Annotated in this window: 11 protein-coding genes; 3 read left to right on the forward strand and 8 right to left on the reverse strand. The window is 67.5% G+C overall.

Features of this window, described 5'->3' with window-relative positions; all coding sequences use genetic code 11:
- Window positions 1–8: 8 nt before the first annotated feature.
- From EV687_RS13270 to EV687_RS13280, 3 genes are all read right to left on the reverse strand, one after another.
- Window positions 9–896, reverse strand: coding sequence for a MetQ/NlpA family ABC transporter substrate-binding protein (locus EV687_RS13270; protein WP_162846577.1), 888 nt, complete (start codon window positions 894–896; stop codon window positions 9–11).
- A gap of 90 nt (window positions 897–986) precedes the next feature.
- Window positions 987–1,655 (reverse strand): methionine ABC transporter permease, encoded by a 669-nt coding sequence (locus EV687_RS13275; protein WP_122227752.1) that lies wholly within the window; start codon window positions 1,653–1,655, stop codon window positions 987–989.
- A complete protein-coding gene (locus EV687_RS13280) occupies window positions 1,655–2,653 on the reverse strand; it encodes a methionine ABC transporter ATP-binding protein (protein WP_207226454.1) in 999 nt (332 codons plus the stop codon). The genes EV687_RS13275 and EV687_RS13280 overlap by 1 nt, the downstream gene beginning before the upstream one ends.
- 309 nt (window positions 2,654–2,962) lie before the next feature.
- On the opposite strand from EV687_RS13280, the gene EV687_RS13285 reads away from it, so the two are divergent.
- Window positions 2,963–4,303, forward strand: coding sequence for a methyltransferase domain-containing protein (locus EV687_RS13285; protein ID WP_162846576.1), 1,341 nt, complete (start codon window positions 2,963–2,965; stop codon window positions 4,301–4,303).
- Window positions 4,304–4,361: 58 nt separating this feature from the next.
- Here EV687_RS13285 and EV687_RS13290 read toward each other — a convergent pair whose 3' ends face one another.
- The 4 genes from EV687_RS13290 to EV687_RS13305 all read right to left on the reverse strand — a co-directional run bounded on the left by EV687_RS13290 (window position 4,362) and on the right by EV687_RS13305 (window position 7,862).
- Window positions 4,362–4,892: a tetratricopeptide repeat protein gene (locus EV687_RS13290; RefSeq protein WP_122227746.1), complete on the reverse strand. Its 531-nt coding sequence runs from the start codon at window positions 4,890–4,892 to the stop codon at window positions 4,362–4,364.
- A complete protein-coding gene (locus tag EV687_RS13295; protein ID WP_122227744.1) occupies window positions 4,889–5,671 on the reverse strand; it encodes an ABC transporter ATP-binding protein in 783 nt (260 codons plus the stop codon). Before EV687_RS13295 ends, EV687_RS13290 begins: the two co-directional genes overlap by 4 nt.
- A gap of 104 nt (window positions 5,672–5,775) precedes the next feature.
- Window positions 5,776–6,636, reverse strand: coding sequence for an ABC transporter permease (locus tag EV687_RS13300; protein ID WP_122227741.1), 861 nt, complete (start codon window positions 6,634–6,636; stop codon window positions 5,776–5,778).
- Between the two features lie 134 nt (window positions 6,637–6,770).
- A complete protein-coding gene (locus tag EV687_RS13305; protein WP_122227739.1) occupies window positions 6,771–7,862 on the reverse strand; it encodes an ABC transporter substrate-binding protein in 1,092 nt (363 codons plus the stop codon).
- 529 nt (window positions 7,863–8,391) lie between these two features.
- On the opposite strand from EV687_RS13305, the gene EV687_RS13310 reads away from it, so the two are divergent.
- On the forward strand, window positions 8,392–9,111 hold the full coding sequence (locus EV687_RS13310) for a type 2 periplasmic-binding domain-containing protein (RefSeq protein ID WP_162846575.1): 720 nt from the start codon (window positions 8,392–8,394) through the stop codon (window positions 9,109–9,111).
- Entirely contained in the window at window positions 9,111–10,310 is a 1,200-nt protein-coding gene (locus tag EV687_RS13315) for a cytochrome-c peroxidase (protein ID WP_207226455.1), read from the forward strand. The genes EV687_RS13310 and EV687_RS13315 overlap by 1 nt, the downstream gene beginning before the upstream one ends.
- Before the next feature lie 66 nt (window positions 10,311–10,376).
- Here EV687_RS13315 and EV687_RS13320 read toward each other — a convergent pair whose 3' ends face one another.
- The gene (locus EV687_RS13320; protein WP_122227733.1) at window positions 10,377–12,344 is read right to left on the reverse strand and encodes a sigma-54-dependent Fis family transcriptional regulator; all 1,968 of its coding nucleotides are present in this window, start codon (window positions 12,342–12,344) and stop codon (window positions 10,377–10,379) included.
- Window positions 12,345–12,449: the final 105 nt, after the last annotated feature.

Genomic DNA, 12,449 nt, shown 5'->3' on the forward strand with positions numbered 1-12,449 from the left:
GGGGCCGGTCAGGGAATCAGGCGTTGCTGCACCGGCGCGACGAAGCCCCGGTAGTTGTCGTCGATGAAGCCGGCCACCTTTTCGCCGGTGAGGTAGTCCACCAGCAACCGGATGCGCGGGTCGCCCACCAGCTCGCTGCGGGTGGTCAGCACATTGGCGTACGGGTTGTTGGCCTTGTCCTCGAGCGCGAGCGCGCTCTCGGGGCTGATGTCGTGCGTCAACGCGATGTCGCCGTTGATGAAGGAGGCCTCGACGTCCGGCAGCGACTTGGCGCGCAGGCGCGTCTCGGTGGGGATGAACTTGAAGTGCTTCGGATTGGCCACAATGCTTTTCTCGTCGATGGCAACGGCCGACGCGGAGCCGTCCGACTGCGGATGGCTCAGCCGCAGCAGCCCCTCGTTCTGCAGGATGAAGAGCGCGCGCGGCAGATTGGTTTGCTCGTTGGGCACCAGGAAAGAGGCGCCCTCGGGGATGTCCTCGAGCGACCGGTACTTGGACGAATACAGCCCGAATACGTTGACGAGCAGCGTGGCGGCGTTCACCAGCTTGTCCTTGCCCTCGGGGTGGGCGGCGATCCAGGAATTGAAATAGGGGCGGTGCTGGAACAGGTTGGCATCGACATCGCCCTTGAGCAGCAGCTGGTTGGCATCCAGCCCCTGGCTGCTCTCGATGACCTTGAGCTTGAGGCCGCTGCCATCGGCATCGGCCAGCTGTTGCACGTAGCGCAGGATGTCTCCTTGCGGCGTGGGGGTGACGTAGACCCTCAGCGGCTCACCGGGGACCCGGGTGTCGGCCTGTGCAGGGCCCGCCAGCACGCTGGCAGCGAGCATGCCGGTGGCGATGGCGAAGGCCGCGACGAGGGTTTTGCGCCGGGCTGCGCGGGGTGTCTGGGGCATGGAGATTTCCTTGGTCATCTTGGTCATGAATGGGAGGGGAAGGTGGTTCGGTGGCGTATGTCCGGGTCTCAGCAGGTCCTGGCCACCGGCCTAGCGCTTGTGCTTTCTCAGCCGGATCCAGACGTCGCCGCTGATCTGGATGACCTGCACCAGGATCACCATGGCCACGACGGCGATCACGATGAGTTCGGTGAACCAGCGCTGGTAGCCAAAGGTCAGCGCGAAGTCGCCCACGCCACCGGCGCCAATCGCGCCGGCCACGGCGGTACCCTCGACCAGGCCGACCAGGATGATGGTGGCCGAGCCGATGATTCCGGAGAGGGATTCGGGCAGCAGGATCCGGAACACGAACTGCGGCGTGGTCACGCCGATGACCTTGGCCGCCTCGATCCGGCCCTGGTCGAGTTCGCGCAGATTGGCCTCGATCAGCCGCGAGAAGAACGGCGTGAAGCCCACCGTCAGCGGCACCAGCGCGGCGGCCGGCCCCAGCGGCGTGCCCACGATCACACGGGTGACCGGGATGAGGATGACGATCATGATGATGAACGGGATGGAGCGCCCGATGTTCACGACCGTGTTGACCGTGTGGTAGATGACGGGATTGGGGCGCCATGAGTGCGGCGCGGTGAGGTAGAGAACCAGGCCGATGGCGATGCCCAGCGTAATGACCAGCAGGCCGGAGAGCGCCGTCATGTAGAGCGTCTGCCCCAGCGCCTCCCAGAAGTCGGGGAGGTATTGCGTCCAGTCGCGCGGTTTCATCAGGCCGCCTTGCCGAGCACGATGCTCTTTTCCCGCAGGATGGATGACAAGGCCTCCAGCACCGCTGGCGCCTTGCCGCGCAGATCGAAATCGACCTTCAAGCGCGCCGCCTCGATGCCACCCAGGCGCTCGACGCCGCCAGAGACCAGCGCGGTGGTCACGTCCAGCCGTTGCGCCGCTTCCGAGAAGAAGGTGCTTTGCGCGCGCACGTCGGCCAGCAGCAGGTCGTAGCGGATCCAGCCGAGCTCGGGTCCACGCCCCAGGTCCGGTGCGGGCAGCAGCTGGCGGCCCAGGTAGGAATCGGCATCGTGCAGCAGATCGCGCACATCCCCGGTCTCGATGATCCTGCCGCCCTGCATCAGGGTGACGGAATCGGCCGCATAGCGCACCACGTCCCAGGAGTGCGTGATGAGGATGATGGTGAGCTTGAGCTGCCTTCTGAGCCGCAGCAGCAGGTCGAGGATGACCGTGGTGGTCTCCGAGTCGAGGGCGCTGGTGGCTTCGTCGCACAGCAGCACCTCGGCGTCCGAGACCAGCGCACGGGCGATTCCCACGCGCTGCTTCTGGCCGCCCGAGAGCTGGGAGGGGTAGGCATTCTCCTTGCCTTGCAGGCCGACCAGCTCGATGAGCTCCTGCGCCTTCTTCCTGCGCGCGGGCCTGGCCACGCCGCGCACGGCCAGCGGGAATGCGATGTTCTCCAGCACGGTTTGGCCATGGAACAGGTTGAAGTGCTGAAAAATGGTGGCGACCCGGCTGAGGTAGTTGCGCAGCGGCGTGCCCTTCAGGTCGTGGATGGGCTGGTCCCGAAACCATACGGTGCCCGCGCTGGGTTTCTCGAGAAGATTCAGCAGGCGCAGCAGCGTGCTCTTGCCCGCGCCCGATGTGCCGACGATGCCGAAAAACGATCCGGCCGGAATGTCCAGCGAAACCTCGCTGAGTGCCTGCACGCGCTCGCCGGCGCGCTCGAATGTCTTGGAAACATTATCCAGTCTGAACACATTTCTCATTCGGTGAGGCCGGTGGTGGAAAGCGGGTGATGCGGTGAATGGCTGAAGGTTCTGGATTGTTCGGGATATTCCTTTTTATTTGAAATACTATTTTTCGATATGCATATTGGCTGGAAGCCGAATATTCATATTCCATTTCGTTATCGTTCTGATTATCGGCATGGGGCGCAGGGCGCATGGGTGGTTCGGCACGGCCGGCGCCGGCCGTGCCGCTGTTGCTGACAGGCCTGGCTGGCGCCGCCCATGAAAAGACCTTGTGCGGCGGCCGGACGCTGTGCGGGCTGCGCGACAATATTGGCCATGACATTGACGCGCAAGTCGCACGACCCCATCGCTCCGCTGATCGAAGCGGCCCAGCAGCAACTGGCTGATCGGCAACTGACCGGAGCGGCGCAGACCCTGGCGCAGGCGCATCGCCTCGCGCCACGCGACGCCCGCGTGCATCTGGCACAGGCGCTGCTGCATGAGGCGGCAGGGTACCTGCCGCAGGCGCATGCGGCCATGGAGCAGACCGTGGCCCTGTCGCCGAGCTGGTGGATGGCGCGGCTCGCCCAGGCCTCCCTGTTGTCGCGGCATGCCGACCATGCGGGCGCCATGCAACAGGCACGCATCGTGCTGCAGATGGCACCGAACGATGGCTATGCGCTGACGAGCCTGCTGGACATGGCCCATGCCGCGGCCGATTTGCCCTTCGCCATCGAACTGTTGGAGCGCCTGCTGGCGCGGCAGGGGATTCAGCCGCAACCGCAACCGCAACTGCAACTGCTGCTGGCGCTGGCATGGGACCAGACGCATCTGGGCCGCACCGCCGACGCGCTGCAGACCTGGGCCCGGTTGAGTCAACTGGCGCCACAGGCGCCGCAGCCGCGCTGGGCGCGTCTGCATCTGCTGCGTCAGGCTGGCGACCGGCAGGGCCTGCAGGCCGAACTGGCGGCCTTGCATTCGCTCGCTCCCGATGACCCGGTTGTGGCCCATTACACACAGTGGCTGGCAGGGCAGACGCCACCGACACTGCCGCAGGTTTGGCTGCAGTGGTTGGGAGACGCCGAGGCCGCGCATGACGACGTGCGCATGCAGTTGCGCCAGGGCTACGCGTTGCCGCGTAGCCTGGCTGCCCATCTGCAAACGCTGTTCCCGCAGCGGCGCTTCGACCTGCTGGATCTCGGTTGTGGCACCGGCTTGCTGGGCCAGCACCTGGGGCGCATCGAGGGCCGCTGCCATGGCATCGACATCGCGCCGGCCATGCTGCAGCAGGCCAGCGGGCGACAGGTGTACGACAGCCTGGAGCAGGCCGAGGCGCTCGATGGTCTGCGGGCGATCGGTGCACGGCAGTTCGATTGCGTTGCCGCGCTGCAACTGTTTCCGTTCATCGGTGATCTGCAGCCGTGTCTGGCGCAGGCGGCGCGGGTCCTGCGACCCGGGGGCTTGCTGTTCTTTTCCATCGAGACAGGGGCTCAGGACATTGCCGGGCTGCAGCCCGGCGGCCGCTATGTCCACCAGCCCCAGCAGGTGCTGGGCCTGCTGCGCCAAGCGGGCTTTGCCCATGTGCGGCTGCGGCGGCAGACCCTGTTGCGGCATCGCCACGCGGGGCAGGGCGATGCCGTGCGCGGCGCGCTGGTGACGGCGCAGATGCCGGTTTGAGCCGGTCTGAGGTCTGAGCCGGGCCGCATGTCTCTGACAAGCGCTCCAGGCTACGCTCTCAGTCGCCCTCCTGCGGGGCCTGGCCGGCCTCGCGCAGGGCGGTGGCCAATTGCTGGCGTTCGGGGCAGTCCCCGGCGCCGCAGAGGATCTTCAGGTAGCGATGGTTCTTCTGGGCGGCATCGATGTCGCCGGTGGCAATGAACAACTCCCCTTGGTATTCGAGCGCGGCGCGATGCGTGGCGTCGAAGTACAGCGCGCGCTGGTAGGCGTGTGCCGCCTCGTCGTAGCGCTGGAGCTTCCGCAGGCTGAAGCCCAGCAGGTTGTAGACGTCGGGGTGCGCGTTGTCGCCGGCCTGTTCGATGAGCTGGCGCAGCGCCTGTGCGGCCTTGTCGTACTCGGCGGAGTAGACCTGCGCGCGAATCGGCGCGAGGTCCGGCAGATCGGCCAGCGGCGCGGTGTCGGCTGCCATGGCCGCAGCCTGCCAGGCCAGCAGCCAGGAGGCGAGCAGCCCGGCTGCGAGCGGCTGCGCCGGCCTTTGCCGCCCTTGTCTCTTGGCGCGAAGGGAATCCGCGTGGGCGCCTGCCCTCATGCGGCGACCTCCAGCTGGTTCTCGTATTCGCCCATGGCGGCCAGCACCTCGCGCTTGATGGCCGTGAAGGCCGCGCTGGCGCGGTCGCGCACACGGGGCAGCGGCACCTTGACATCGCGCACGATCCGGCCCGGCTGGGAATTCATGACGAAGATGCGGTCGCTGAGATAGATGGCCTCGTCCACGTCATGGGTCACGAGAATCATGGTGACACCTTCGGCGCGCCAGATGCGCAGCAACTCCTCCTGCAGACGGATGCGGGTGAGCGCGTCGAGCGCGCCCAGCGGCTCGTCCAGCAGCAGGATCTCGGGCTGGCTGACCAGGCCGCGCGCGATTGCCGCACGCTGCGCCATGCCGCCCGAGAGCTGGTGCGGAAAGGCGGTCTCGAAACCGGCCAGGCCCACCAGCTCGATGTGCTCGCGGATCGCCTTGGCTTTCTGGTGCGCCGTCCAGCGGCTGTTGAGCAGCGCCAGTTCGATGTTCTGCTGCAACGTCAGCCAGGGCAGCAGCCGGTGGTCCTGGAAAACGATGCCGCGCGAGAGGCTGGTGCCGGTGATCGGCACCGCGCCCTGCTGGATGCTGCCCTTGTAGTCCGGGTCCAGCCCGGCGATCAGCCGCAGGATGGTCGATTTGCCGCAGCCGCTGGGGCCGACGATGGAGACGAAGGAGCCGGGCTCGACGTCGAAGTTGACGTCGGTCAGCACCTGCAGGGGATCGCGGCCCTCGACGTCGTAGCGCTTGGAGACGTTCCGGATGCTCAGTGTGCCAGGGGTTGCCATGGGGTGTTCCTTGGGGTGTATGCCGGTGCCGGCCGGTGGTCGGATGGCGCGGGTTTCGGGCTCGCGTATCTGCGTGTTTTCGCGTGTCTGTCGAGGCGCGCCGCTCAGCCGTCGTAGCCCTGCTTCCAGCGCAGCACGCGGCGCTGGAGCCAGAACATGCCGCGGTCGATGGCAAAGCCCACCAGTCCGATGATGGCCATGCAGACCATCAGCTGGTCGGTCAGCAGCAGGCCCTGGGCGCGGAAGATCAGAAAGCCCAGGCCCTCCAGGCCGCTCAAGCCCTCGGCCACCACCACCAGCGCCCAGGCGAGGCCAGCCGCATAGCGCAGCGACACCATGATGTTGGGCGCGGCTGCCGGCAGGATGATCTTGCGCACCAACTGCGCGCGGGTGAGCGTGAGCACGCGCGAGAGCTCGATGTAGTTCTTGTCGACGTTGCGGATGCCCTGCAGCGTGTTGAGGAACACCGGAAAGAACACCGACTTGGCGATCACCAGGATCTTGGCCGGCGCGCCGATGCCCAGCCACAGCACGATCAGTGGCAGCCAGGCGATGCCCGGAATGTGGCGGATGGTGTCGAAGGTCGGGCCGAAGAACTGCTCGACCTTCTGCGAGAGACCGGCGGCGACGCCCAGTACCAGGGCGGCGAGCGAGCCGTAGATGAAGGCCTGGCCGACGATGCTGACGCTGGAGAGGAAGTCCTGGGCCAGATACTGCTTGGTGAGCATGGTCCAGAAGGCCGTCACCACCTTGGCGGGTTCGGGCAGGAACACCTTGTCGACCCAGCCGAAGCTGGCCGAGGCCTGCCACAGCGCCAGGATGATGGCCGGCAGGATCAGGCCGATGTAGTTCTGCCGGCCCGCCGCGGCGATGAACTGGCCCCAGAGGCCCGGCCTGGCCTGGCCGCCAGCGGGAGCGGGCAGGGCAGCGGGCGTCGGAATGGCATTGGCGGAACTGCTGCTCATGGCATGTCTCGTTTCGTGTTGGATGAAGGGGTGCGGCGGCGGAGCTGCCGCGGCCGCCAGCGCATGGTGCAGGCCGGATGCAGGCTGCGGGCCAAGGCCCGCTCATGCGCCGCCGGCCATGGCTCGCCGTGGGATCAGTTGTAGATCGAGTGGCTGCCGCCCACGAAGAAGCGGCCATCGACGAAGGCGTCGATCTGCTCGTTGGTCAGCTGGCGCTCGTTGAGGATGTCGTCGCCGTTGGCGATGTACCACTCCTGGAAGGTCTTGATGGCGTTGCGGGCGCGGTCGGCATTGGGCTCGCCGGCCATGAATTCCCACTCGGCCACGTGCGAGAGCTGGAACTTGGCGACCTCCAGCGGCACACGCGTTTGCTTGGCCACGATCTCGGCGGCATCGTCGAGGTTGTCCTTGGCCCATTCGCGCGTGCGTTCGCGCGCGGCCAGGAAGGCCTTGATGACATCCGGGTACTTCTCGGCGAAATCGCGGCGCGCGAAGTAGGTCACGCGGCCGGCGTTGTTGACGTAGATGCCATCGTCGGGCGAGCGGTCCACCACCTTGAGCTTGCCCGACAGCCAGGCGCCGGTGAAGGCGCCGGCCGCCAGGTGGGCGGTGGTGGCGTCGCTGGCGCCCGAGAGCACCGCCGAGATGGCCACGGCCGAGTTGTCGATCGACTCGTAGCGGATGCGGCCCTTCTTCTCGCGCGAGTCGAAGGGCAGGCCTGCCTTGACGGCGATCTCGAACGGCGAGGACCAGTAGCAGCTGATGCGGCTGCTGCCGAACTTCTTGCCGTCCAGGTCCTGGATGCTGTTGATCTCGTCGTTGTCGGCCCGCGCGAGGATGGGCGCGCGGTAGCGGTTGGAGGGCTCCGAGGCCCAGATGATCACGCCGTCCAGCCCGTTGGCGCGGTGCACCGTGGCCGGGTAGATCATGCGCTGGGCAATGGCGATGGCGCCACCGCCCACGGCCGCCGCCTCGGCGCCCAGCAGGTCGGCCGAGCCCGCCGCGATCAGGTTCACCTTGGTGGTGCCGATTTTGTCGAACTCCTCCTTGAAGAAGCCCTTCTCGCGTGCCACCACCGTCCACGGCGAGAGCTGCAGGTTGATGCTGGGCAGCACCTCGGCAGCAAACGAGGACACGCTGCCGAGCAGACCGGCCAGCGCCAGGCTCAGGGTGCGCAGGGAACGCAGGCCGTGCCTGCTGCTGTGGGGAGAGGAAAGGGTCGGCATGCGAAAAGCTCCTTGTCGGGGGCGGATGAATGAATCACGGATCCTGCAAAAGGGGAATGAGGCAGCACCATGGCTGTTCCACCGAATATCGGCATGCGCGATTCATCCGGTGGAATATGGCATGGTGGTTGCAGGGTGGAGTGATTCTATGGATGGACGGGCGTGTGATGAACGAATGCTTTGTCATTAATAAATGCGAAAAATTTATACCAATGAAAATGCGCTTCGTGTTAGCTTAGTTGGTGTTTCAGGTTTTGGTGTTTCTTTCGAATGCCGGATGAACGGGCTTCAAATAAGAAATTCATATTTGTTTATGCATATTCGACTGAATATCCCGCTGGACCGATTGCGGTGGCAGTGGTCCAAGGCGGCGGCGCGGTGGGCATGCGCGACTGTGCTGGTGGCCACGCATGCGATTGGTGGCGGCGTGGCGCCCCTGGCGGCTGGCACCAGAGACAGCCCCGTGCCCCAGACTCCGCAGACCCCGCGGAGCTTGCAGACCCTGAAAATTGGCCTACCGGCCCAGGCCATGCCCCTGCAAAGCAGCCAGCGCGATTACACCGAAGAAGGGCTGGAGGCTGCGCTGGCATTGGCACTGGCCGAGCGCCTGGGCATGCGGGCCGAACTGCTGCCGCTGCCGGCCGGCGGTGAACAGGCCGCGTTGCAGCAGGGACAGGTCGATGTTGCACTGCTGCAGGCATCCGCGGCAAGGCCGCCAGCGTTCGATGGCGAGGCCGTTACCGCCTTGCTGCCCACCGGGTTCGAAACGCCGCTGAGCGTGGCGATGCGCTCGGACACCGATGTGCGCGACTGGCGGGACCTGGAGGGCCGCACGGTGTGCCTGACGCATGCCAGCGCCCGGGCGCATGCGTGGCTGGAAGGGCTGGGCGCGCGCCTGCACTGGCTGGATGCGCCGGCACAGGTGCTGGCGCAGGTGCGCACCGGCCAGTGCGACGCGGCGCTGGGCAACCAGGCGCAGTTGCAGGCCTTGTTCGAGCGGCAGGAGTGGCGCAAGTTTTCCGCCACGCTGCCCCCCCAGCAGCCACAGGCACTGTGGCTGGCGGTGGGCCGAGCAGAGGATGGCGCGGATGACGATGCCGGTGACGGCGCCGAGGCCTGGGCGGCACGCCTGCAGCCCGTGCTGGCCGAACTGGGCAGTCCCGCGCAATGGGACGCCCGGGTGCGTCAATGGGCGGCGGACGTGGCCTTCGAGGTCTACTTCGACCAGATCGGGCCGGATTGCCATTGATGTTCGCGCAGTCGGCGGGGCAGGAGCGGCGTGTGTGCTGGCTGGCACTGACCCTGCCATGGCTGGTCTGTCTGCTGATGGGGTTGGGCTCGGCGTTGCGGCAGGCCGGAGCCGAATCCCGGGCGGCCTGGGCCTTGCATGAGGCGGCGCTGCTGCGCCAGTGGTACCAGCAGGATGCCAGCCAGTGGCCGCCAGCCTGGATCGATGACGGCGTGGCCTACCAGGAGCTCGGGGCATGGCAGCCGCCACCCGTTGCCGATGCCACCGGCACGACTGGCGCTGCCATGGTGGCCAGGGTGGCGCTCGGGCGCGCCCTGTTCTTCGATGCGCGCCTGTCGGTGGCGGGAGAGGTCTCCTGTGCCAGCTGCCATCAGCCGGCGCGGGGCTGGAGCAGCGGCACCGCGGTGGGCATTGGCCATGCAGGTCAGTTGGGGCGGCGCAACCCGCCCGCGCTGCATGCGGTGGCCGGCCACCGGGTGTTCGGCTGGGACGGCCGCAGCACCTCCCTTGGGGCGCAGTCGCTGCTGGCGCTGACGCGTCCTGACGAGATGGCCAATCCTTCGCTCGAACCGGTGCTGGCGTGGCTGGCCGCCGATGCCGACTATGCAACCCGCTTTGCCGCGGCCTATGGGCCTGGCGCTGGCAGCGCGGGCGGCGACGGCCCGGCGCGGCCGGATGCCGCGCAGCTGGGCGATGCGCTGGCGGCCTTTCTGGGCAGCCTCGACAAGCCGTCGGCTTTCGATCGCTTCATGCAGGGCCAGCACACGGCGCTGAGCGACCAGCAAATCCGGGGGCTGCACCTTTTCCGCACCCGTGCGCGCTGCGCCAACTGCCACTTCGGGCCGCTGCTCAGCGACGGCCGGTTCCACAACCTGAAGATCGCCTCGTTCGGCGAACCGGCCGAGGACCTGGGGCGTTATGGCGTGACCGGCCAGCCGCAGGACGCGGGGGCATTTCGCACCCCCAGCCTGCGCCACGTGGCAGAGACCGCGCCCTACATGCACAGCGGCCTGTTCGACAGCCTCGATGGCGTGATCCGCCTCTACGAGCGCGGTGGTGGCGAGGTGTGGGCGCGCAATGCGCAGGAGGCGGCGGCGCCGCTCTACCGCTTCGCGGTGCGCGCCTCCGGGCAACTGCGGCCGCTGACGCTGAGCGAAGCCGATCGCGCCGCGCTGCGGGCCTTCCTGCAGGCCTTGTAAGAGCCTGTTCACCATCTTTTCGCGATCCACGAAAAGATGGTGAACAGGTTTTAAGAGCGCCGGAGTTCAGCCCACGGCGCGCAGGTGCCGGTACACGGTCTGGCGGCTGATGCCCAGTTGCCGCGCCGCCTGGCTGATGTTGCCGCTGCATTGCTGCAGGGCCTGCAGCACCGCGCTGCGCGAGAGGCTGCGCAGGCTGCGCGTGGGCATGGCAGCGCCCGGCATGCCGGCTGGTGCGGCCTGGGCCGGAGCCAGGCCGCCGGCCTGCAGCAGGGCGACGCCATGGCGCAGCCGGTGCACGATGTCGTCGGCCAGATGGTGCCAGTCGATGTGTGTCTCGTGTGCTTCGAGCAGCGCGCAGGCGGTCTGCAGGGTGCTGGCGAGCTGGCGCAGATTGCCCGGCCAGTCGTGGCGGCGCAGCGCCTGGTGCAGCGAGGCACCCAGGCCGACGCCAGCGGGGGCGCCGAATTGCCGGAGCAGACGCTCGACCAGCGCATCGAAATCGCCGCGTGCGCGCAGTGGCGGCAGGTGCACGCTGAAGCCGTTGATGCGGTAGTACAGATCGCGGCGGAAGCGTCCCTGCTCGACGGCTTCGTCTAGCGGGCAGTGGGTGGCGCTGATGAGGGCGAAATCCACCGCCACCGGGCTGCCGCCCAGCGGTGTGACGCTGCGTTCCTGCAGGACGCGCAGCAGGCGTGTCTGCAGCGCCAGCGGCATGTCGCCGATCTCGTCGAGGAACAGGGTGCCGCCATCCGCCTCGCGGATGCGGCCGGGACTGCCGCCTTTTTGCGCACCGGTGTAGGCGCCCGGCGCATAGCCGAACAGCTCGGCCTCGATCAGCGCCTCGGGAATGGCCGCGCAATTGATGGCGACGAAGGGCTGGCCCCGGCGCGGACCGCTGTCGTGCGCGGCGCGCGCGAACACTTCCTTGCCAACGCCCGATTCACCCTGGATCAGCAGTGCGATCGGCTTGCTGAGGATGCGGCGCACCTTGTGCGTGGCGGCGCGCCATTGGAGGTCCCCGGTATCCAGGGCGGCGAGTGGATCGGCCGGTGCATGGGCCGGAGCGGTCGGCCCGGCCGGAGTGGCCGGAGCCGACGCAGCGACGGTTGTGCCTCCGGCGCGGGGACGGTGGTGGATCTGCAGGTACAGCCGGCGGCCATTGGGCAGGCGCAGCGCTTGCGGCGCCTCGCCGGGCTGCCGCAGCAACTGGCCCAGGCGCTGCTGCAGCCGGTCTTCGAGCCGCAGCGCGAAAAAGTCCGCAGGGTGCAGCCGCAGCAGGCGCATGGCCTCCTGGTTGGCGCCCACCAGAAAGCCGTCCTCGGTCATCACCAGAATGCCCTCGGCCAAGGTGTCCAGGCCTTCGGCCTGGGCGTGCATGTGGATGCGCGGCAGGTGCGGGTAGCGGGCCTTGAGCCAGCTGTTCTCGATCATGCGCGCGGCCGTGCTCGCCAGGCCCAGCGCATGGCTTTGGGAGGCGTACTGGTCGCCAGAGATGTCGATGACGCCGGCAACCTCGCCCTGGGCCGAGAAGATCGGCGCGGCCGAACAGTGCAGAAAGCGGTTCTGTTCGAGAAAGTGTTCGCCACCGCGCACGCGCAGCGGCATGCGCTCGGCCATCGCGGTGCCGATGGCGTTGGTGCCGCGCTGCGCCTCGTGCCAGCTCGCGCCCCGGCTGAGGGCGACGCGCTGGGCCTTGTTGAGAAACGCCCGGTCGCCCTGCGTATGCAGCAGCGTGCATTGCGCATCGGCGAGCACCACCATGCTGTGGTTGCCGCGGATCTGGCCGTAGAGGAAGTCCATCACCGGGCGCGCATGCGCCAGCAGTTCGGCATTGCCGTGAAGCATCTCCTGAAGATGGGCGTTGCTGACCGGGCCGGCCATGTCCTCGATCCCCAGCGGTCGCAGGCCGGCGTGCAGGCTGCGTTGCCAGGATTGGGCCAGCCGTTCGTCGAGCGCACCGGGCGGACAGGTGCCGTGCTCGAGCAAATGGTTGCGGGCCTGCTGCAGACTGTGGTGGGTACCAAGGCTCATGCATGTCTCCTTTTTTCTCGGGCCTGCCGGCGCTGCCATGGGCTCGGTGCGTCAGTCGCGGGAACCATGGCGGGTCAGGCAGTCGATGCGCGCATGTGCATGCGG

Source organism: Corticibacter populi (assembly GCF_004217315.1).
GTDB classification, from domain to species: Bacteria; Pseudomonadota; Gammaproteobacteria; order Burkholderiales; family Burkholderiaceae_C; genus Lampropedia; species Lampropedia populi.